Source organism: Corynebacterium sp. HMSC069E04 (genome assembly GCF_001813175.1).
Taxonomy (GTDB): domain Bacteria; phylum Actinomycetota; class Actinomycetes; order Mycobacteriales; family Mycobacteriaceae; genus Corynebacterium; species Corynebacterium aurimucosum.
In genome coordinates this window covers 3418-25830 of sequence record NZ_KV811686.1, presented here as the reverse complement: position 1 = coordinate 25830, position 22413 = coordinate 3418, and the positions used below count along the sequence as shown (strand labels likewise).

General features: G+C 61.3%; 18 protein-coding genes. 14 read left to right on the top strand and 4 right to left on the bottom strand.

Annotation, left to right across the window (positions count from 1 at the left end):
* Positions 1-34: 34 nt before the first annotated feature.
* Positions 35-478, top strand: a complete 444-nt coding sequence (gene rplK / locus HMPREF2896_RS07715; protein WP_010189723.1) for a 50S ribosomal protein L11 — start codon at positions 35-37, stop codon at positions 476-478.
* A gap of 97 nt (positions 479-575) precedes the next feature.
* Positions 576-1280, top strand: a complete 705-nt coding sequence (gene rplA / locus HMPREF2896_RS07710) for a 50S ribosomal protein L1 (RefSeq protein WP_070448010.1) — start codon at positions 576-578, stop codon at positions 1278-1280.
* 102 nt (positions 1281-1382) lie between these two features.
* On the opposite strand, the gene HMPREF2896_RS07705 is transcribed toward rplA, so the two are convergent.
* From HMPREF2896_RS07705 to HMPREF2896_RS07690, 4 genes are all read right to left on the bottom strand, one after another.
* Complete coding sequence (locus tag HMPREF2896_RS07705; RefSeq protein WP_070644700.1) at positions 1383-2771, bottom strand: type III PLP-dependent enzyme domain-containing protein; 1389 nt, start codon at positions 2769-2771, stop codon at positions 1383-1385.
* Complete coding sequence (locus tag HMPREF2896_RS07700; RefSeq protein ID WP_070718923.1) at positions 2768-4069, bottom strand: FAD/NAD(P)-binding protein; 1302 nt, start codon at positions 4067-4069, stop codon at positions 2768-2770. Before HMPREF2896_RS07700 ends, HMPREF2896_RS07705 begins: the two co-directional genes overlap by 4 nt.
* The gene (locus HMPREF2896_RS07695) at positions 4066-5082 is read right to left on the bottom strand and encodes a pyridoxal-phosphate dependent enzyme (RefSeq protein ID WP_070448016.1); all 1017 of its coding nucleotides are present in this window, start codon (positions 5080-5082) and stop codon (positions 4066-4068) included. The genes HMPREF2896_RS07700 and HMPREF2896_RS07695 overlap by 4 nt, the downstream gene beginning before the upstream one ends.
* 475 nt (positions 5083-5557) lie before the next feature.
* The gene (locus HMPREF2896_RS07690) at positions 5558-6352 is read right to left on the bottom strand and encodes a siderophore-interacting protein (RefSeq protein WP_070718918.1); all 795 of its coding nucleotides are present in this window, start codon (positions 6350-6352) and stop codon (positions 5558-5560) included.
* 125 nt (positions 6353-6477) lie between these two features.
* Between HMPREF2896_RS07690 and HMPREF2896_RS07685 the strand changes: the two genes are divergently transcribed.
* From HMPREF2896_RS07685 to HMPREF2896_RS07635, 12 genes are all read left to right on the top strand, one after another.
* Positions 6478-7422 carry an ABC transporter substrate-binding protein gene (locus HMPREF2896_RS07685; RefSeq protein ID WP_070718915.1) on the top strand — a complete coding sequence of 315 codons (945 nt, stop codon included), beginning with the start codon at positions 6478-6480 and terminating at the stop codon, positions 7420-7422.
* Entirely contained in the window at positions 7423-8490 is a 1068-nt protein-coding gene (locus tag HMPREF2896_RS07680) for a FecCD family ABC transporter permease (RefSeq protein WP_083311468.1), read from the top strand.
* Positions 8487-9539 (top strand): FecCD family ABC transporter permease, encoded by a 1053-nt coding sequence (locus HMPREF2896_RS07675; protein ID WP_070718911.1) that lies wholly within the window; start codon positions 8487-8489, stop codon positions 9537-9539. The genes HMPREF2896_RS07680 and HMPREF2896_RS07675 overlap by 4 nt, the downstream gene beginning before the upstream one ends.
* A 7-nt stretch (positions 9540-9546) precedes the next feature.
* The gene (locus tag HMPREF2896_RS07670; protein WP_070719064.1) at positions 9547-10341 is read left to right on the top strand and encodes an ABC transporter ATP-binding protein; all 795 of its coding nucleotides are present in this window, start codon (positions 9547-9549) and stop codon (positions 10339-10341) included.
* 338 nt (positions 10342-10679) lie between these two features.
* The gene (gene rplJ / locus HMPREF2896_RS07665) at positions 10680-11201 is read left to right on the top strand and encodes a 50S ribosomal protein L10 (protein ID WP_070644693.1); all 522 of its coding nucleotides are present in this window, start codon (positions 10680-10682) and stop codon (positions 11199-11201) included.
* Positions 11202-11289: 88 nt separating this feature from the next.
* The gene (gene rplL, locus HMPREF2896_RS07660) at positions 11290-11676 is read left to right on the top strand and encodes a 50S ribosomal protein L7/L12 (RefSeq protein ID WP_010189710.1); all 387 of its coding nucleotides are present in this window, start codon (positions 11290-11292) and stop codon (positions 11674-11676) included.
* Between the two features lie 132 nt (positions 11677-11808).
* A complete protein-coding gene (locus HMPREF2896_RS13090) occupies positions 11809-12132 on the top strand; it encodes a type II toxin-antitoxin system RelE/ParE family toxin (protein WP_371325888.1) in 324 nt (107 codons plus the stop codon).
* A complete protein-coding gene (locus tag HMPREF2896_RS07655) occupies positions 12110-12454 on the top strand; it encodes a HigA family addiction module antitoxin (RefSeq protein WP_186312136.1) in 345 nt (114 codons plus the stop codon). Before HMPREF2896_RS13090 ends, HMPREF2896_RS07655 begins: the two co-directional genes overlap by 23 nt.
* A gap of 117 nt (positions 12455-12571) precedes the next feature.
* Positions 12572-13528 (top strand): cell envelope lipid trafficking protein PgfA, encoded by a 957-nt coding sequence (locus HMPREF2896_RS07650; RefSeq protein ID WP_070718909.1) that lies wholly within the window; start codon positions 12572-12574, stop codon positions 13526-13528.
* A 277-nt stretch (positions 13529-13805) separates the two neighbouring features.
* Positions 13806-17285 (top strand): DNA-directed RNA polymerase subunit beta, encoded by a 3480-nt coding sequence (locus HMPREF2896_RS07645; RefSeq protein ID WP_070448029.1) that lies wholly within the window; start codon positions 13806-13808, stop codon positions 17283-17285.
* A gap of 99 nt (positions 17286-17384) precedes the next feature.
* Entirely contained in the window at positions 17385-21380 is a 3996-nt protein-coding gene (locus HMPREF2896_RS07640) for a DNA-directed RNA polymerase subunit beta' (protein ID WP_070718906.1), read from the top strand.
* Between the two features lie 178 nt (positions 21381-21558).
* On the top strand, positions 21559-22185 hold the full coding sequence (locus HMPREF2896_RS07635) for an ECF transporter S component (RefSeq protein WP_070718903.1): 627 nt from the start codon (positions 21559-21561) through the stop codon (positions 22183-22185).
* The last annotated feature ends 228 nt before the right edge of the window (positions 22186-22413 follow it).

Genomic DNA, 22413 nt, shown 5'->3' with positions numbered 1-22413 from the left:
CGGCACTCCGGTACCACAGGAAAGAGGTAATTCGATGGCTCCCAAGAAGAAGGTCACTGGCCTGATCAAGCTCCAGATCGAGGCAGGCGCTGCTAACCCGGCTCCGCCGGTCGGCCCGGCACTCGGTGCTCACGGCGTCAACATCATGGAGTTCTGCAAGGCTTACAACGCTGCGACCGAGTCCCAGCGCGGCAACGTCGTGCCGGTGGAGATCACCGTGTACGAGGACCGCTCCTTCGACTTCAAGCTGAAGACCCCGCCGGCAGCTAAGCTCCTGCTCAAGGCCGCTGGCATCAAGAAGGGCTCCGGCGTTCCGCACACCGACAAGGTTGGCTCCGTGACCTGGGATCAGTGCAAGGAGATTGCACAGACCAAGTTTGAGGACCTCAATGCTCGTGACATCGAGAACGGCGCTCGCATCATTGCTGGTACCGCTCGCTCCATGGGCATCACCGTTGACGGCGTCCCGGCTAAGTAAAAATTCGATTTAATGCGCGATACGTTGTGTATCGCGCGTGGCAGGGCCAGCTTCGGCCCGCTAACACCACATCAATCCAAGAAAAGGAATTGCACTTATGAGCACCAAGTCCAAGGCATACAAGGCTGCCGCTGAGCTGGTAGACCGCTCCCGCCTGTACCGTCCGATCGAGGCCGCCAAGCTGGCCAAGGAGACCTCCTCCAAGAACTTCGACGCTACCGTTGATGTTGTCTTCCGTCTCGGCGTTGACCCGCGTAAGGCTGACCAGCTGGTTCGCGGCACTGTCTCCCTGCCCCACGGCACCGGTAAGGACGTCCGCGTGGCTGTCTTCGCTGAGGGCGACAACGCTGAGGCTGCGAAGGCTGCTGGCGCCGACATCGTGGGCACCGAAGAGCTGATCGCTGCTATCAACGAGGGCAACATCGACTTCGACGTTGCTATCGCTACCCCGGATCAGATGGCCAAGGTTGGCCGCGTTGCCCGCGTCCTGGGCCCGCGTGGTCTCATGCCGAACCCGAAGACCGGCACCGTGACCGCTGACGTGTCCAAGGCCGTTGCTGACGTCAAGGGCGGTAAGATTTCCTTCCGCGTTGACAAGGCTTCCAACCTGCACGCCATCATCGGCAAGGCTTCCTTCGATGCTGAGAAGCTGGCTGAGAACTACGGCGCGCTGTACGACGAGATCATTCGCCTGAAGCCGGCCTCCGCTAAGGGCATCTACGCCAAGAAGGTCACCATCTCCACCACCTCCGGCCCGGGCATCCCGGTCGACGCTTCCGTGGAGAAGAACTACACCGAGTAAATCGGTCGAGCGCATCGCGCTAAATGACACAGGGCTTCGAGGTTTACCCTCGGAGCCCTTTTCCTATGCCTGCCAGTCCCGTGGAGATAGCGGCTCGGATCGCTAGGCGTCGATATCGTCTGGCGCCCAGCCCCGGCCGTCTGCGTCTAAGTAGACATTGCGTGCTAACGGAATCTGGTGAGAGGCAGATTCCAAAATATGCATGAAGTAACCGGCGGTGTTGGGGATAGCGAGGGTATCGCCCACCGCTATGCCCTCTGGGAAATCGAGCTCGCGGCGCAGGATGACTTCATCTTCGATGCAATAGGCCCCCACCACGAACCCGGTGCGCGGTTCCCGGCCCACCGTACCGCGGTCTCCGGCAGTGGGCACGAGGAGCGGGTCGAGCAAAATGTCATCCGCCGCGGTACGGCACTGGGTGCGGTTCATAGCTGCGCCGATGAGGGGCAGGCCGTCGGAGCGCTCTTTGAGGAAGCTGACCTCAGCGAGAATGATGCCGCAGCCATCGAGCAGGCTGCGCCCCGGCTCCAAATGAAGAGAAATATTCCGCTCGCTCAAGGCACGGCCGGCAGGTCCAAACCCGGCTACCTCACCAGAAAGAAGTTGGTCTAACCACTGGCCGCGGGTGGGTGTTTGCCAGAAGGGGTAGGTATTTGAGAGCGGGTCGGACTTCCAGGTGAAAGGCTCACCGGTGCCGGCGCGCTGGGCTGCGATGCGCTGCTGGTAATACTCCCATTGCTCGCGGGATTCGAGGTAGCTCATGGGAACACCGCCGCCGATATCGATGAAGGAAGCAGGCTGGCCAACTAAGCGGAGGTGCTCGATGAGGGCGATGGCCTCCGCGAGTGCGGTGCGGCGGTCCGATTCGCTATAACCATGCAGGTGTACGTGAACGCCGTCAGCGTGGATGGTTTCGGGCCACGCGTGGCTTTGCCATGCGTGAAGGAGCTCACCGAAGCGCGTCGGCGGAAGGTTATCCGGGTTGGGGGCAAGGCGCGGTGCGACGTGCGCGGTGTGGTTGAGGGCCTTGGCAAGGGCAGCGATGCGCTCGGCTTCCGCTCGCGAATCGCAGGAAATGGTGACTCCGCGGTCGATAGCTAGGCGCAGCAACGCGTCGGTCTTAATAGCCGCGCTGAGGATAATCCGCTCGGGCGCGACTCCACGGTTAAGCACTTGGCGCAGCTCATTTTCACTGGCGACGTCCACGCCCAGACCAGCCCCGCGGGCGGCGTCGACGAAACACAAGGCTTTATTGGCCTTACGAGCGAAAAATACCTGTGTGTCCACGCCATGAGAGGCGCCGGCATCGAGGAGCTCTTGGGCGTTGCGGCGCAGCGGCGCGGGGTTGAGCACATTAACGGGCGAGCCATACTCGGAGGTAAGGCGGGAAACTTGCTGTGGGTCGCCCACCAATTCCGTCATCCACTCTTCCCACCGCGCGCGCAGCGCAACGGTGCCATGAACGGGTAACGGGGTGGTGTGGTTGGTCATGGGTTTCCTACTTTCTCCGCCCAACGGGGGATGTCATCGTGCACGGAACGGTTCAACGAGTCATGGCCGGGAAGCTCAAGCTCATTCATGCGGCCGATTTCCACGACGCCGGGGACATCGTGGAAAGGGGTGGGGATGGCTTGGGGAGCTACGGTGGCATCGATAAGCAGATCAACGCCACCCTGCTCGCGCCAGTGGTCTATCTGGTCCGGGGCGGCGAGGTAGCGGGTATCTACCACGCCTGTGCGGATGAGCTCGAGCAGCCGCCGCGCGGTGACCGGTGGTGGGCCAAAGGCCACGCGCTCGAGGGTGCGCGAGAGCTCACGGAAGCCGGGCATGGCGCCATGAGTCTTATGCCATTCAACGCATTCTTGAAAGAGCCCCCGAAACGCCGCGCCTACAGCCGCAGCCGGGGTAAGCGGCCCGGTGCCCTCGGCGGCGCGGAGGGAGGCATCCAGCTCCGCGACGGCATCGCCGGAAAAGTCGTGGCCGTCGAGCACTGCAGCAAGCTCCCCGGTGGAAAACTCACCCATCGATCCGGCGGCCGCCAGGAGGATGTCGCGCAACTCATCGGCATTGTGCACGCCGGCACAGGCGCGCCTTACATTAGCCGGGATCTTGGGCTGCGGCGTGCCCGGCGCGGGTTTGACCTCCATAAAGCGCCCGCTGCGGCTCACCGGGAAGATGACCTCGGCGGCATCGCCGTACAGCAGGCAGACATCGATGAAGCTCAAGGCAGCACCGCGTACCCCAATCCGTCGCGGGGCACTGGGCAAATCGGCGCCGAAGTAGAGTCCGGTGATCGGAACGCGGGAAGGCTCGTGAACTAAGGCACCGGGGTGGAGGTGATCGTGGCCGGTGCAGACGAGGACTTCGTCGAAGGGCGAGCCATCGACGATGAACCCGTCGTCAGCGGTAGACACCGAACGCACACGCTGGGGTAGGTGTCGAATGCGCACGTGCTGCGGGGCGCGGTGCAGGGCAGCAGCCCACGTATCGGCCAGGAATTGCCCTACCTGCGCGCGCGGCGGGAAGGCATCGGTGGTGGATTCCCCGCGGCGGGTGCGCCAAGCGTTGAAGCTATCGTGTGCGGTGGTGACGATGGCGCAATTGACGTTAAGGCGCCATTGCGACGGCTGCTGCGGGCGATACACCGCGCCGGCGCCGGCGGGGTAGGGATCAAAGACGGTGATATCCACGGGGATGCGGGCGCGCTCGATGAGTTCTTCTACGGCCCACAGCCCGCGTGGGCCGCCGCCGATGATGGCGATGCGGCGGGAAGGTTCCTGCGGGCTCACTCTGAATCCCCTTCGACGCGCGCGGCGAGCTCGGGAGGAGAGATGTCGAAGTGCTCGCAGACCCAGGAATCGTTGTAGATGGTATCGAGGTAAGGCTGGCCACCGTCGTGGAGTACGGCGACGACCTCTGCACCGGCCGGAAGGGTAGGCGCGAGACGCTGGAATGCCGCGATAACCGCGCCACCGGAGGCCCCAGGCAGAAGGCCTTCGGCCTGGGCGAGGCGACGGGCTGCCACAATGGCATCCAGATCGGGCACACGCTCTACTGAGGACGGCGAGAATTTGGTGGATAGATCGGTGACAATGCCAGCACCATAGCCCGGCAGCATGCGGGTGCCGCGCTGGCCCCCAAACAACACGGAGCCTTCGGCATCGACACCGATGGTCTCCGTATCCGCGCCAAGCTCAGTGAGCTTTCGCACGCAGCCGCCGAGAGTACCGGTGGTGCTCATAGCGACGAGCAAGTGGGTGGGTGCCTGTCCGAGCTGGTCCACGATTTCCGTCATCGTGCCTTCGGCGTGGGCGTAAAAGGCGGCCTCGTTGGAGTACTGGTTGAGATTGAAAGAATTGGGGATCTCTTCTAGAAGCTCGGCCACGCGGGTGCGGCGAGCGGTGAGCCAATCGCCGGTTTCCGGGTCCGGGTGATCCAGCAATTCTACGTGGGCGCCGTAGGCCCGCATCGTGGCCACTGTGGAGGAATTGACGCGCGGATCGACCACGCAGTGGAATTTCATACCCGCAAGTGGGGCCTGGCGGGCCAGTGCCATGCCGAGGTTGCCCGAGGAAGACTCCACCAGGGTGGATCCGGGGCCTATGTCGCCGGCGTCAAGCGCGGCTTGGATGAGTGCGCGTGCGGTGCGGTCCTTGGCGGATCCACCCAGGTTGAATTGCTCTAGCTTGAGGTAGAGGTGCACATCGGTACGGGGATTAATGGCGTCCACGCGCATCAGCGGGGTATGGCCAATAGGTGGTTGGGCTTGAGAATGAATCCGTGGGTTCATCATTAGCCCCATGGTAGACCTCTGCCTGCGGCTTTTCCCGTGTCTAGTGCTGGATTTGTGTAGGGTAACGGCACTTTTCTCACTAACAGGCAATTGGCAGGTTGGTGGTATGGGATTACAAGGAACGTGCCGCATAATAATCTTGTGCGTTTGAGAGAGGCGCATGAGAGATAGAGAGAACACCCTGAGTCTTGCAGGGCGGGCGGCGTGAGAAACCGCCTGATAGACAAGACCCCTTACAACGCGGGTCCCAGATTTTACTGGGACCCGCGTTGTACTGTGTGCGGAGACTTTAGCCCCAGGTGGCTTTAACCCCCAGCGCACCTGAGGCACCTGACTGGAGGAGGGGAAGAGGGACCAGACTAAAGACACCATATGCAGCGCTGAATCGAGATAAGCCCAGGTGAATGCATGCGCTCCTTTGCATAAGGTGCCATTGCTTTGGTCCCTGTGCCCCAGGCGGCAGGCTCTAGAGGCGAAGACTGCTCTAAGGCCGCGGCCTCCCTTTCATCCAGTACACGGACCAGATGACCTCTTCGCGCGGAACGCCCCAGTCATGCACGGCTAATGAGCGCACAGCTTTTGCGAGATCCCCTTCACCGGCAACCCATACCGAATCTGGTGCGGTATCGGGGGTGAAGCGGGAGCCGAGAAGTTGTCTGGCGCGTGTGCAGTGTTCGTCGTCTGGAGCCAGGACCATGGTGAGTGAGCGGACCTTGCCGCGCCACGTCTCCTCCAAGCCGTCTTCAACTTCATCGTCGTCTGTGATCATGGCAACGACGTCAACTGCATCCAAGATTTCCGGTGAGAAGGCTTCGTAGTGCTCGAGGATGTGCCACAGTGCCGGTAGAGCAGAGGCATCCGCGAGTAACAGTTGTGACTTCCTAGGGGCCTGCCACAGTGCTTGCCCGGTATATATTCCGGCGGTATCCCCGGGTTGGGCATTGAGGATCCAGTGTGAACCCGGGCCATTATCGCCATGGGTCACCACGTCGACATCGATGGTGCACGCTTCTTGGTTGAGCTTGCGAATGGTGTACCAGCGCAATGCTGGGCGAATGTCGTCGGGCAATCGGGTGACGGCGGCGCGAACATTGGCATCGTCGACCGCGAAGGGCGAAAAATCCTGCTCGTCTTGGGGCATGAGGAGCCCAAAATATTCGTCAGGCCCGGCTAAGGGGTAGTCACTAAAAGCCGGCGAGTGAAAAGTTAAACGGTGCAGTCGCGGCTTGAGGCGGGTGTTCCCGGTGAGGGTTACGGGAAGTAGGCGGTGATGCGTCAAGGGAATTGATCCTAGGTAGAGGCCAAATTTGAAACCATCATAACGCGCAGGTTAGGCTAGCCTCAAATAAGTTAGGGGGCGCGTTAATGTGCGTGCCGCTTCCCTGTGAAGGAAAGGTTCATTCCATGGTTGCTATCAACCGGCGCGCGAAAGCAGTGCTCGCTATTGTCTCAGCGGCAGCGGTTGCTTTAGCGGGGTGCTCGCGCGGAAGTGGCGAGGGCAGCGCGGGTGCGGACAGTGCTGAGGAGGTACGCGTTGCCAGCCTGGGGCTCGGTGATGCCGATACCGTGCTGGCACTCGGAATCACTCCGGTTGCCGTAGCACCCTGGGGTTCGCAAGGCGACGGTGATGGCTCCGGCGTTGGCCCATGGGCGAAGGAACTTTTGGGTGACGCCCAGCCCGAGGTGATTTATAACACCGCTTCCGGTTTCACGGCAGAGGTTCTTGAACAGGTCACGGCCTCGGATCCCACGCAGATCATCGCCGTGAACCAAGCTGTGGATCAGGAGGCGAAGAAATCCCTCGAGGATATCGCCCCGCTGACCGTGAAGCCCGAAGGTTTCGAAGACTGGCAGATTCCCTGGGAGGAGCAAGTTAAGACCATCGCCTCTGCCGTGGATAAGGAAGAGGAGGGGGAGAAGCTCATTGACCAAGCAGAGGACGCCTTTAAGCAGTTCAAGGACTCCCACCCGGAGCTGCAGGGCAAGCGCGCAGCCATCGTCATGCCCTATGAGGGGAAGCTGGGCCTCTACACAGCAGAAGACGGCCGCGGCCAGTTCATTGAGAACCTCGGCTTTGACATTCCGAAGGAACTGCAGGGTGATGGTTCCAGCTTCTTCGTGGACTATGCCCCGGAAAACTACTCCCAGCTCAACAACGTGGACTACCTGTTCGTCTTGGATTACAACGGCGCGGCCGATGAACTCAAGAAGGATTCCACGTTCCAGGGCCTCGACGTGGTCAAGGATGGCCGTGTTCGCTACCTGGACACGGACACCGGCAATGCGATGAGCATGCCAAATCCGCTGACTATTCCGTGGGCCGTCGACAAGTTCGAAGAGAAGCTTTAAGTGCTCGCATTACCGAGGAAGGCTGAGGCTATCCACGGTGCTGCGGGTGCGCGCCACGGCGATGAGGCAGCCGCATTGGATTCGCGGGGGAGAAGCCGCGCACTGCTCACCACGGCCCTAGTTGTGTCGACCTTCCTCCTTTTGCTGTGCTCATTGGCGGTGGGTTCGAGGGCTATTCCGTTGCCGGATCTGTTGTCTGCCCTCCTCCGTGGAGGCGAAGCAGATATCGAAAACATCGTGTGGGATTTGCGTATTCCCCGCACGTTCGTGGCCTACTTCGCGGGTGCCGCAATCGCGGTATCGGGTGTTATCGCCCAGTCCTGGACTAGAAACCCCTTGGCTGATCCGGGCTTCATCGGTATTACCGCGGGAGCTTCGTTCCTGGTTGCCCTCGGGACGGCGCTAGGTGTCGCCACCTCAACCGGAATGCGGACCGCGCTCGCCCTCCTCGGCGCTGGCTTAGCCACGGCATTAGTGCTGGGCGTGTCCCGCAGGTTTCAGGATCCCCTGACGCTGGTTCTAGTCGGCGCAGGCGTTGCTGCCGCCTTGAGCTCTGGCGCCATGCTGATCGGCCTGTACTCCACGGATGTTCTCGACAGCATGCGCCGGTGGACCATTGGCTCCACGTTCGGGCGCGGCCCAGAGGATGTCGCCATCGCAGGTGCCGGATTGCTCATCGGGTTTATCATCGCCGCACGTGTCGCGCGCCCGCTCGATCTTCTGGCAATGGGGGAGGAATCCTCGGTTGCTTTAGGTGGCTCGCCCACGCTGGCGCGGCGCGGCGCTGCCTTGAGCATCGTTGTTCTAGCGGGATGCGCAACTGCAGCGACGGGGCCCATTGCCTTCGTCGGATTCGCCATCCCCCATCTGCTGCGCCGGTTCACGGGGCCAGAAGTTACCGCGATGATTGCTCCTGCCGCATTGCTCGGTGGTTGCTCCGTACTCGCTGCAGATATTCTGGGCCGCCTCATCGCGGGTCCCTCTGAGCTGGAGATGTCCATCGTCTTGGCCTTTGTGGGCGCACCATTTCTCATCTGGGCCGTACACCGTGGGGAGCACAAGCTATGAGTGGGTTGCAGAAGGGGGACGTCGCCAAGCAACTGCGTTCCCAAGAGCGGCAGCGCCGGACATGGATATGGGCAGCGACCTGCTTCTTTGTTCTGGTCGCAGCAAGCTCCTATGTCCTCCTTTTGGGTCAGGGGCCTGTGGTCTTGAGCCCGGGGCGGGTCCTGGAGATTCTCAACGGCGGCGGAAGCCGCAGCGAAATCCGCGTTGTCTGGGACCTTCGCATGCCGGTAGCTCTAGCGACCCTCATCGTGGGTGCCGCGCTCGGGCTGGCGGGATCGTGGACGCAGTCAATGTCACGCAATCCGCTGGCCTCGCCTGACATTCTTGGCGTGACTGGTGGCGCGTCCGTCATGGTGGTCCTCGGAACGGTAGTCTCCCGGCCGCTGCTTGCCGACGGGCTCTCCATGTTCTGGTGGCGAGCCGGGCTCGCGTTGCTGGGTGCCGTGCTGGCAGCCATCCTGCTGGTGGCACTTGGGGGAATCGGCACGAGCAACCGCATCGTCATCGTCGGAATCGCGCTCTCCCTGCTGTTTCAAGCGCTGGTGGCGTATCTCTTGCGCGCAGCCGAGCTCCTCCGCGCGGCGCAATCCCAGCTGTGGCTGGCGGGAACCACGGGCTTCGTGCGGATGGAAGTCATTCTTCCTTTGCTCGTGGGGTTGACTCCTTTTGTGGTGCTTGGCCTGTGGTGTGCTCGGGAGTTGCCGCTTCTTGCGCATGATGATCTCTCGGCCCTTTCCCTCGGGGTTAACATCACGCGAACACGGGCGCTGCTGCTGGTCGCAGCTACGGGCATCTGCGCGGTGACCGTATCCGTGGCCGGCCCCATTGGTTTCATCGCGCTCCTGGCCCCGCATGTGGGGCGCATTGTTGCCCGAACGCCCACGCCGGTGCCCCTAGTCTCCTGCGCTGCCGGCGCCGCCTTGTTGAGCGCGTGCGCTGTCATTGCTGGAATGCTGCCGATAGACGCTCCAGTGGGTGCTGTCTCCTCCATCATCGGAGGTTGTGCCCTGGTCATCTTGGTGTGGAATGCCGCACGGCGGAGAGGATAAAAAACTTGTGAAAGACAGAGAAATTACAGCTACCGGTATTCATGCCGGTTATAAGGACGGGGAAGACATCCTGTCCGGCGTTGACTTGGTGGCCCGCCCGGGTGAAATCACCACGCTTATTGGACCGAATGGTTGCGGCAAGTCCACGCTGTTGAAGACCTTGTCTAAGATTCTTCGCCCGCGACAGGGGAGCGTGCACATCGGCGAGCTAGACGTGCACGCTATGAGCCCGAAAGAAGCAGCTGCCCACGTGGCGCTTCTTCCGCAGCAGCCGATGGCACCGGACGGGCTGCGTGTGGGCGAGCTCGTAGCGCGCGGCCGCTACCCGCACCTGGGCCGCGGGCGGGGACTGTCCGAGAAAGACCGCGATATCATCGCGCAGGCCTGCGTGGAGACTGGTATTACTGACTTCATCGACCGTGACATCGCGGCGCTCTCGGGCGGCCAGCGCCAGCGGGTCTGGCTCGCGCTGGCCTTGGCGCAGGACACGCCGGTGCTGCTTCTCGACGAACCCACAACCTTCCTCGATCCAGCCCATGCCATTAGCGTTTTAGAGCTTGTGCGCAAACAAGCCGATGCAGGGAAAACGGTCGTCGTCGTGTTGCACGATCTCATGCTGGCCGGCCAGTACTCCGACACCATGGTGGTCATGAACAACGGCGAGATCATCGCGCAGGGAACCCCTCAACAGGCGTTGACAAAAGAAGTGCTGGCGGCCGCCTATGGCATCGACGTCGAGATCTGGGATGACCCGCGAAGTGACGCCCCCGTCATCGTTCCGCGCGGAGTGCTCGGTGACTAGACATGCTCATACACGAGCTCGAGCAGGAAACTCCCAGCGGAGCGATTTGGAGTTGTGGCAGGTCGGGTTGTAAAGTACCTAGCGAAGTTTGAACGGCCCGCTGCGGTCGAGTCAAAGTTCACCGAAGACCGTCGGTCATCCGGATACCCGGATCGAAGGTTCCTCATCCTAGAGGGCGGCCCACGCAGGAGACACTTTGCGAATGAGCGCGGATTTCCGCGCGCGCCCTGTGCTCTTGCACGGGGCTTTTGTTATTTCGGTTGTCCATCGGGCAAGCGGAGTAGGGAAGGCCCCGGCGGAAAACACAAGAGATGTTTCGAAAGGAGGCGAAGTAGAAAATGGCAAACCCGAAGAACACCGCAGACCTGGCGGCACTGAAGGAGAAGCTCGAGGGTGCAAACTCCATCGTGCTTACCGAGTACCGTGGCCTGACCGTGGGTCAGCTCCAGGAGCTGCGTACCAACCTCGGTTTTGACGTTGAGTACTCCGTCGCCAAGAACACCCTTTTCAAGATCGCTGCCAACGAAGCTGGCATCGAGGGTCTTGACGAGCACCTGACCGGCCCGACCGCTATTGCGTTCATCAAGGGTGAGGCAGTGGATGCTGCGAAGGTCATCACCAAGTTTGCTGATGACAACAAGGCACTCGTTATCAAGGGTGGCTACATGGACGGCAACGCTCTGTCTGCCGACCAGGTTGAGGCCATCGCCAAGCTGGACAACCGCGAGACCACCCTCGCAAAGCTGGCTGGCGCCATGAAGGGTTCTATGGCAAAGGCTGCCGCCGTATTCAACGCTCCTGCAACCAAGATGGTCCGCACCGCTGCGGCCCTGCAGGACAAGAAGGCTGCGGAAGCTTAAGACGCCACTTACAGGCGCACAACTTAAACACACACACACTTATCTGGCTGCCTAGCGCGGCCAGGAACAATGAGAAAGGATGCCAATTATGGCTAAGCTCACCAAGGACGAGCTCATTGAAGCTTTCAAGGAAATGACCCTCATCGAGCTCTCCGAGTTCGTCAAGGAGTTCGAGGAGGTCTTCGACGTTGAGGCTGCCGCTCCGGTTGCTGCTGTTGCTGCTGGTGCCCCGGCTGCCGGCGGTGCCGCTGAGGAAGAGAAGACTGAGTTCGACGTCGTTCTGACCGACGCTGGCGCTAAGAAGATCGGCGTTATTAAGGCTGTCCGCGAGATCGTCTCCGGCCTGGGCCTGAAGGAAGCTAAGGAGCTCGTTGAGGGTGCTCCGAAGGCTATCCTCGAGGGTGCTTCCAAGGACGACGCTGAGGCTGCTAAGGCTAAGCTCGAAGAGGCTGGCGCTTCCGTCGAGCTCAAGTAATTCACCTGAATTACTCAGCTTTCCCGCGCAGCACACTCGCTGCGCGCCAACAACCCCGTTCCGCTTTCCTGCGGTGCGGGGTTGTTCCCGTTTTGCCGGAACCCCGATGGCCCGGCGGATTCTAAACATTTCGTGTCAAGTCTTGACACTAGGGTCAAAAAGGGACACTATTGGAGTGTGCAATTTCGGCGTAGAAGTCTCGAGCGGTTCCATCAGGATGGTGTGCCGCCGCGATATATTCCATCGGAATTGCGCTCGGTAGTGCGCCGCAAGTTACTTATGATTGGGCGGTCTGTAAATGTCACGGACCTTCGGATTCCACCAGCAAACCGGTTGGAGCGGCTCAAGGGTGACCTTGGTGGTTACTACTCAATTCGCGTCAACTCGCAGTGGCGCATCATATTCAAGTGGACACCCGAAGGAGCTGTTGACGTTGACTTTATCGACTACCACTGACGCGCATACTCATGTTGATGTTGTTCCCGTTCCGCATCCTGGAGAAGTCCTTCTCCTAGAATTCCTCAAACCCTGCGGTATCACCCAGTATCGCCTGGCCAACGACATTGGCACTACTCGTTCCCAAGTTTCCAAAATCACTCGCGGTGCGCTCGGTATCAGTGCCGATATGGCTTTGCGTTTGTCGGCCTACTTTGGGAATTCCGCGGAGTTCTGGCTCGGGCTTCAAGAGGAATACGATCTGTGGAAAGCTCGCCAGACTACGGATGTCAGCGCCATCGTCCCGTGGAATCACAAAGAAGAAGCCGACTCTCACTCATAGAAACAGATAACTTGCGCTCAATGCGAGGTAAGGGTCGCCCCGCAGCGCCCCATAAATCTGAAACGCACCCTCCAGGGAAATGTGTTTTGAACAAACGAGTCGGTAGGATAAGCCACCATGCTGCCCAAGTCCCGCATCTTCTCCGTCCTCCTGCTCGGCCTTGGCGTTGCGCTGATCGCAGCTGGCCTAGCGGCTTCGAGCTTCTTGAGCTTTAGCCCGCGCCTGCCGCTGGATATCAAGGACACTACGTGGACGATGCAGGATGAGAATGCCACTGGGCAGGCACTGTCCGCAGAGGGTGTTACGCAATACGAGGAGCCGATGACCTATCAGCTCAACCTGGACATCCAGGACCCGGCGGACAAGGACACCGCAACGCTGCGGGTGGGGGAGTCCGCCATCCGCGGTGGCACGGGCAACGTGGAGGACTTGAGCTTTGCGCGCGTGTGGAACTATCCCGTCGACCGCCTCAGCGGTGAGGCCACGGGCCCGGCGGCGCTCTCCCACACCATGGGCTCGCCCACGGCGGAGGTCCCAATCGAGGGCTACTGGCTGAAGCTGCCCGCCAATGCCGAGCAGACCACCTACCCGGTCTTTGACCCAGTGTTGCGCAAGGCAGCGGATGCCGTCTTTGAGGAATCCCTCGACATCGATGGCCGCACGGTCTACCGCTACCACCAGGAGGTTGAGCCCACCAATGTGGCTACCCTTTATGCTGGGAACACGACTACCACGCTGAGCAACGAGGATGGATCCACCGAGCAGGGCTACCTCTTCCACGCCGCAACACGGGACCTCTTTGTAGACCAAGCCACCGGACTCGTCGTGGGCATGGACGTCGATATCAAGGACTACTGGGCCGACCGCGAGGGCAACGAGCGCGAGGTGCAGTTCGCCTTCAACGGTGCCACTGATGAGGAATCCCGCGCGGAGCTGCTCCAGCAAGCAGAGCGCTTCCCGCGGAGTGCTGTGGGGCAGTGGGTGCGCTGGGGTGGCGTCGGCATCGGCGCCCTTCTGGTGCTGCTCGGAGCGCTGGGCGCTTTCCGCCGTCCCGCCAGCCGTCACTCTCGCTAGCCGCGCGTGCGAATCTCCGCAGCGACACGCCGACGGCACGTTTCGCCTTTACAAGGCTGCCATTATGCTATAGGCTATTTCGTTGCGCTGGAATCTGGATCTTTAGTGCACATTTAGCCTTTCGAGCGGTGATGGTAAAACCGACTTGACAAGGTGATTTTGTGCATTCTAAACCCAGTCATTCCACAGCAGACCGAATGCTAAATCTACCAGCGGTTTTGCACCTCACCGGCCAGGGTGGGGCCGCAATCCGCCAGAGGTACTGGAAGGACCCATCTTGGCAGTCTCCCGCCAGACCAAGTCAGTGGCCAACATCCCTGGAGCCCCGAAGCGATACTCCTTCGCTAAAATCAGCGAGCCTATCGCTGTCCCGGGCCTCCTCGATCTACAACTCGATTCTTACGCGTGGCTCATCGGCACCCCCGAGTGGCGCGAGCGCGAGCAGGCAGAGCGCGGCGAAGACGCACGCGTGACGAGCGGCCTTGAGGATATCCTCGAGGAGCTTTCTCCGATCCAGGATTACTCGGGCAACATGTCCCTGTCCCTGTCGGAGCCTCGCTTCGAGCCGGTGAAGAACACCGTGGACGAGTGCAAAGAGAAGGACATCAACTACTCGGCGCCACTGTATGTCACCGCAGAATTCATCAATAACGACACCCAGGAGATTAAGTCCCAGACCGTCTTCATCGGCGATTTCCCGATGATGACCGATAAGGGCACCTTCATCGTCAACGGCACCGAGCGCGTTATCGTTTCGCAGCTCGTGCGTTCCCCGGGTGTCTACTTCGACCAGACCATCGACAAGTCCACCGAGCGCCCGCTGCACTCCGTGAAGGTGATTCCTTCCCGCGGTGCATGGTTGGAGTTTGACGTCGACAAGCGCGACACCGTCGGCGTTCGTATCGACCGCAAGCGCCGCCAGCCGGTCACCGTGCTGCTCAAGGCCCTGGGGTGGAGCGAAGAGCAGATCAAGGAGCGCTTCGGCTTCTCCGAGCTCATGATGTCCACCCTTGAGTCCGATGGCGTGGCCAACACCGATGAGGCTCTGCTGGAGATCTACCGCAAGCAGCGCCCAGGCGAGCAGCCCACGCGTGACCTCGCACAGGCACTGCTGGATAACTCCTTCTTCCGCGCCAAGCGCTATGACCTGGCCAAGGTGGGCCGCTACAAGGTCAACCGCAAGCTCGGCCTGGGCGGAGACCACGATGGTCTGATGACCCTGACCGAGGAAGACATCGCCGTCACCCTCGAGTACCTCGTGCGCCTGCACGCCGGCGAGCGTGAGATGAAGGCCCCGAACGGTGAGATGATCTCCATCCACACCGACGACATCGACCACTTTGGTAACCGTCGTCTGCGCACCGTCGGCGAGCTCATCCAGAACCAGGTCCGCGTGGGCCTGTCCCGCATGGAGCGCGTCGTCCGCGAGCGCATGACCACCCAGGACGCCGAGTCGATTACCCCGACTTCCCTGATCAACGTCCGTCCGGTTTCTGCTGCCATCCGCGAGTTCTTCGGTACCTCCCAGCTCTCGCAGTTCATGGACCAGAACAACTCCCTGTCCGGCCTGACCCACAAGCGCCGCCTGTCCGCGCTGGGCCCGGGCGGTCTGTCCCGTGAGCGCGCCGGCATTGAGGTGCGAGACGTTCACGCTTCGCACTACGGCCGCATGTGCCCGATTGAGACCCCGGAAGGCCCGAACATTGGCCTGATCGGTTCGCTGGCTTCCTACGCCCGCGTCAACGCTTTTGGCTTCATCGAGACCCCGTACCGCAAGGTCGTGGACGGCAAGGTCACCGACCAGGTGGAGTACCTCACCGCCGATGAAGAGGATCGCTTCGCTATCGCGCAGGCTGAGGTTGAGAAGGATGCCGACGGCACCCTGACCGGCGACCGCATCGAGGTCCGCCTCAAGGATGGCGATATCGGTGTGACCGACGCCTCCGGCGTGGACTACGTCGACGTGTCCCCGCGCCAGATGGTCTCCGTGGCAACCGCCATGATTCCGTTCCTCGAGCACGACGATGCTAACCGTGCCCTCATGGGCGCGAACATGCAGCGCCAGGCCGTGCCGCTGGTTCGTTCCGAGGCCCCGTACGTGGGCACCGGTATGGAGCAGCGCGCTGCCTACGATGCTGGTGACCTCATCATCACCCCAAAGGCGGGCGTGGTGGAGAACGTCACCGCGGACCTCATCACCATCATGGATGACGAGGGCCAGCGCGATACTTACATGCTGCGCAAGTTCGAGCGCACCAACCAGAACACCAACTACAACCAGACTCCGCTGGTCTCCCTGGGTGACCGTGTGGAGGCAGGCCAGGTGCTTGCCGACGGCCCCGGTACCCACAATGGTGAGATGTCCCTCGGCCGCAACCTGCTGGTTGCCTTCATGCCGTGGGAAGGCCACAACTACGAGGATGCCATCATCCTCAACCAGCGCATCGTGGAGGAAGACATCCTCACCTCGATCCACATCGAGGAGCACGAGATCGATGCTCGCGATACCAAGCTGGGCCCGGAGGAGATCACCCGCGAGATCCCGAACGTCTCCGATGACGTTCTGCGTGACCTCGACGAGCGCGGCATCGTCCGCATCGGTGCTGACGTCCGCGCGGGCGACATCCTGGTAGGTAAGGTCACCCCGAAGGGTGAGACCGAGCTGACCCCGGAGGAGCGCCTCCTGCGCGCCATCTTCGGTGAGAAGGCCCGCGAGGTGCGCGATACCTCCATGAAGGTGCCGCACGGTGAGACCGGTAAGGTCATCGGCGTCTCCCGCTTCTCCCGCGAGGATGATGACGATCTGGCCCCGGGCGTCAACGAGATGATCCGCGTTTACGTGGCTCAGAAGCGCAAGATCCAGGACGGCGATAAGCTCGCTGGCCGCCACGGCAACAAGGGCGTTGTGGGCAAGATCCTCCCGCCGGAGGACATGCCCTTCATGGAGGATGGCACCCCGGTGGACATCATCCTCAACACCCACGGTGTGCCGCGTCGTATGAACATCGGCCAGGTTCTCGAGGTTCACCTCGGCTGGCTGGCACACGCTGGTTGGAAGATCGACACCGAGGACCCGGCCAACGCTGAGCTGCTCAAGACCCTGCCGGAAGAGCTGTACGACGTCCCGCCGGAGTCTCTCACCGCAACCCCGGTCTTCGACGGCGCCACCAACGAGGAGATCTCTCGCCTGCTGGCTTCCTCCAAGCCGAACCGCGATGGTGACGTCATGGTGGATGAGCACGGCAAGGCCCGCCTCTTCGACGGCCGCTCCGGCGAGCCATACCTGTACCCGGTTTCCGTCGGTTACATGTACATGCTCAAGCTGCACCACCTCGTCGACGAGAAGATTCACGCCCGCTCCACCGGTCCGTACTCCATGATTACCCAGCAGCCGCTGGGTGGTAAGGCACAGTTCGGCGGCCAGCGCTTCGGTGAGATGGAGGTGTGGGCAATGCAGGCATACGGCGCTGCCTACACCCTGCAGGAGCTGTTGACCATCAAGTCCGATGACGTGGTCGGCCGCGTCAAGGTCTACGAGGCCATTGTCAAGGGTGACAACATCCCGGATCCGGGTATTCCGGAGTCCTTCAAGGTCCTCCTCAAGGAGCTGCAGTCCCTCTGCCTGAACGTGGAGGTTCTCTCCACCGACGGCACCCCGATGGAACTGTCCGGCTCCGACGATGACGACATGGACGGCGCTCCGTCCCTGGGCATTAACCTGTCCCGCGACGAGCGCTCCGACGCAGACATCGCCTAGCTTCTTGGTCCGCCGCCATAAGCGGCGGGCATCACGAAACACCACCTACATTCAAAGCCATCAACTTCCCCCTGACGGGGGATGAAAGGGAGACATTACGTGTTTGACGTAAATCTCTTCGACGAGCTCCGCATCGGGCTGGCCACCGCAGAGGACATCCGTCGCTGGTCCAAGGGCGAGGTCAAGAAACCCGAAACCATTAACTACCGCACCCTCAAGCCGGAGAAGGACGGCCTCTTCTGTGAGCGCATCTTCGGCCCGACCCGTGACTGGGAGTGTGCCTGCGGTAAGTACAAGCGCGTGCGCTACAAGGGCATCATCTGTGAGCGCTGTGGCGTCGAGGTGACCAAGTCCAAGGTGCGCCGTGAGCGCATGGGCCACATCGAGCTGGCCGCGCCGGTTACCCACATCTGGTACTTCAAGGGCGTTCCTTCCCGCCTGGGCTACCTGCTGGACCTGGCTCCGAAGGACCTTGAGCGCATCATCTACTTCGCCGCCAACATCATCACCTCCGTGGACGAGGAAGCTCGCCACAATGACCAGTCCACTCTGGAAGCAGAAATGCTGCTGGAGAAGAAGGACGTGGAGGATGACGTCGAGGCAGAGATCGCTGAGCGCGCTGCCAAGCTCGAGCAGGATCTGGCTGAGCTGGAGGCCGCCGGCGCTAAGGCCGACGCCCGCCGCAAGGTCCAGAACGCTGCCGACAAGGAGATGCAGCACATCCGCGAGCGCGGTGAGCGCGAGGTTGCTCGCCTCGATGAAATCTGGAACACCTTCATCAAGCTGGCTCCGAAGCAGATGATCATCGATGAGACCATCTACGAAGAGCTGGTTGACCGCTACGAGGATTACTTCACCGGCGGCATGGGTGCAGAGGCTATCCAGACCCTGATCCGCAACTTCGACCTCGAGGCTGAGGCCGAGGAGCTCAAGGAGATCATCAACAACGGCAAGGGCCAGAAGAAGATGCGTGCCCTTAAGCGCCTGAAGGTTGTTGCAGCCTTCCTGCGCTCGGGCAATGACCCGGCCGGTATGGTCCTGGATGCTATCCCGGTGATTCCCCCGGAGCTGCGCCCGATGGTGCAGCTGGACGGTGGCCGCTTCGCTACCTCCGACCTCAACGACCTCTACCGTCGCGTGATCAACCGCAACAACCGCCTCAAGCGCATGATCGACCTCGGTGCTCCCGAGATCATCGTGAACAACGAGAAGCGCATGCTGCAGGAGTCCGTTGACGCGCTCTTCGACAACGGCCGTCGCGGCCGTCCGGTCACTGGCCCGGGTAACCGCCCGCTGAAGTCCCTGTCTGACCTGCTCAAGGGCAAGCAGGGCCGCTTCCGCCAGAACCTGCTGGGTAAGCGCGTGGACTACTCCGGCCGTTCCGTGATTATCGTTGGTCCGCAGCTCAAGCTGCACGAGTGTGGTCTGCCGAAGCTCATGGCACTGGAGCTTTTCAAGCCCTTCGTCATGAAGCGCCTGGTGGAAAACGACTACGCGCAAAACATCAAGTCGGCTAAGCGCATGGTGGAGCGCCAGCGCTCCGAGGTGTGGGACGTCCTCGAAGAGGCCATTTCCGAGCACCCGGTGATGCTGAACCGCGCACCTACCCTGCACCGCCTGGGTATCCAGGCCTTCGAGCCGAAGCTCGTCGAGGGTAAGGCCATTCAGCTGCACCCGTTGGCTTGTGAGGCTTTCAACGCTGACTTCGACGGTGACCAGATGGCAGTCCACCTGCCCCTGTCCGCCGAGGCACAGGCTGAGGCACGTGTGCTGATGTTGGCTTCCAACAACATTCTGTCCCCGGCTTCCGGTAAGCCGCTGGCTATGCCGCGCCTCGATATGGTTACCGGCCTGTACTACCTCACCATGGACAAGGCCGAGGACGAGATCGGCGGTGAGGGCCGTTACCAGCCCGCCACCGAAGACCGTCCGGAGCAGGGCGTGTACTCCTCCTACGCGGAGGCCATCATGGCTCGTGACCGCGGTGTCCTGGGCCTGCAGGCCCCGATCAAGGTGCGGATCTCTCACCTGCGTCCGCCATCAGACATTGAGGCAGAGCAGTTCCCGGATGGTTGGCAGAAGGGCCAGGCTTGGCTCGCTGAGACCACCTTGGGCCGCATCATGTTCAATGACCTGCTGCCGTGGAACTACCCGTACCTCGAGGGCGTCATGGTCCGTAAGGGCGGCGCCGGCAACAAGATGCTGCTGGGTGACGTCATTAATGACCTCGCCGCGAAGTACCCGATGATCACCGTTGCCCAGGTTCTGGACAAGATGAAGGACGCGGGCTTCTACTGGTCCACCCGCTCTGGCGTGACCATCACCATGCACGACGTTCTGGTTCTGCCGAACAAGACCGAGGTCCTCGAGTCTTATGAGAAGGAAGCAGAGCGCATTGAGCGCAAGTACTGGGAGCAGGGTGCCCTGACCGAGCGCGAGCGCTACGACCGCCTGGTGGAGCTGTGGAAGGATGCCACGGACACCGTGGGTAACGCCGTCGAGGAGATGTACCCCGACGACAACCCGATTCCGATGATCGTGAAGTCCGGTGCTGCCGGTAACATGCGTCAGATCTGGACCCTGGCCGGCATGAAGGGCATGGTTGTGAACTCCAAGGGTGACTACATCACCCGTCCGATTAAGACCTCCTTCCGCGAGGGCCTGTCGGTTCTGGAGTACTTCAACAACTCGCACGGTTCCCGTAAGGGTCTGGCGGATACCGCTCTGCGTACCGCTGACTCCGGCTACCTCACCCGTCGTCTGGTGGACGTGGCGCAGGACGTCATCGTCCGCGAGGAGGACTGTGGCACCCGCCAGGGCGTGCGCGTCCCGCTCGGCATCGAGGTTGCCCCTGGCTCCTACGACCTGCACGAGCTGTGGGAGACCTCCGCCTCCGGCCGCGTCGTGGCTAACGACGTCAAGGATGAAAACGGCGAGGTCATCGCTGAGGCAGGCACCGACCTGACTGAGGAACTCAGCCGCACGATCGTCAACGCTGGTGTGCTGGAAATCAAGGTCCGCTCCGTGCTGACCTGCCAGACCCCGGCCGGTGTCTGTGCCAAGTGCTACGGCAAGTCCATGGCCTCCGGCCAGCTGGTCGACATCGGTGAGGCCGTCGGCATCGTGGCCGCACAGTCCATTGGTGAGCCGGGTACTCAGCTGACCATGCGTACCTTCCACCAGGGTGGTGTCGGTGGCGATATTACCGGCGGTCTGCCGCGTGTTCAGGAGCTCTTCGAGGCCCGTAACCCGAAGAACCGCGCTCCTATCGCTTCCGTTGACGGCACCGTGTCCCTGTCCGATGAGGGCAACTTCTGGACCCTGACCATCACTCCCGATGATGGCTCCGACAATGTGGTCTACGAGAAGCTGTCGAAGCGTCAGGGCCTGGCTCAGGTCCGCCGCCCGATGGAGTCCAACCCGGACGCCATGATCGAGCGCTCGCTTCGCGACGGCGACCACGTCACCACCGGTGACCGCCTCATGCGCGGTGCGGCTGACCCGCACGACGTTCTGGAGGTCCTCGGCCGCCGTGGTGTGGAAAAGCACCTCATCGACGAGGTCCAGGCCGTCTACCGTGCACAGGGTGTGGCTATCCACGACAAGCACATCGAGATCATCATCCGCCAGATGCTGCGTCGCGGTACTGTCATCGACGCTGGTACCACCGACCTGCTGCCGGGCAACCTCATTGACCTCTCTGAGGCCAAGCAGGTTAACGCCGCTCAGGTTGCTGAGGGTGGCCAGCCGGCACAGCTGCGCAGTGAGATCATGGGTATTACCAAGGCCTCGCTGGCTACGGAGTCCTGGCTGTCTGCGGCCTCCTTCCAGGAGACCACGCGCGTGCTTACCGACGCCGCTATCAACAAGCGCTCGGATCAGCTCATTGGTCTGAAGGAGAACGTCATCATCGGTAAGCTGATCCCGGCCGGTACGGGTATTTCCCGCTACCGCAACATCAGCGTGAAGCCGACTGAGGCTGCACGCAATGCTGCGTACTCCATCCCGACCTACGGTGATTCCATCTACGGCGACGATGGCTTCGGTGAGTTCACCGGCGCTTCCGTCCCGCTGGAGGAGGACTACACCTTCTAGGACCTAGTCCTTAGCCCCTTAACGGCAAAGGGAAACCAAGACCCGCACTTCACCCCGCCACACGCTGGTGGGGAAGAGGTGCGGGTCTTTTTGGACTGCGGGATTATTTGGCTTTGCTTAGAATAGTGCCAACGACACAGTAGATCACCAGCACTCCTGTCAAGAAGGGCCCTAACCTATGACCCACGCCAACAAGAGCTCCAAGGATACGAATTCATCCACGACTGTGACTGCCGAAAAAACTAAGACGTGGACAGGCATTGACGCCCTTGTGGTCATGGCTTTCTCCCTCATGGGCGCACTTCTGCTGTGGGGAAAAGCCGCCGTTTTTCAGCGAGCGGCGACGGGGGAGGGCATTCCCCTCGGTTGGGACAACCTTATGGCTCTGCTCTCTGCGTTATGGGTGCTGCAGTTTATGGGTGCCCTGTGCGCGGCCTTGACCACACGCAAGCCGGGTGCGGCGTTCGTGGGGTATGTCATGACCGTCATTTTGTGCCGTGCGCTGGTTGGGAGCTTTGAGCAGCTGAGCTGGCCAACAATCCTCCTCACCGCCCTGGCAATGGAGGCAGCCTTCCTCGCCTTCAAATACAAGCGCTTCACAATTCTTACCGGCGCACTGTCCGGCGCTGCCGCGGTGGTCGTTACCGGAATCGCAACCTTCACCACCCACGACCTCGCTCCAGGGACTGCCGCGCTCCAATTCCGTGCCGAAGTCATTCAGCTCCTCGTCACCGTTGTGACCGTGGCACCGGTGTCCTACCTTCTGGCTACGGCAGTGCGCTCGGCGTTCTATAAAACTTCTTAGATTCAACCTCAGGTTGATACCCCCGTCAAGTCCCCCTCTATAGGGACCTTGGTGGGGGTGACTTATGTGCGGCCCAAATTACGAACCTAAATAAACCTGTGAACGTCATGAACATGGGAACCGGCTGTGGCCTGCAGCTTTACAGAGTTCTACCTACGGAAACTCCGTGACATGCATGGACACCGTTAACCGCCGACGAAATTAGCCCTTGCGGAGAGTGGCGGGGGG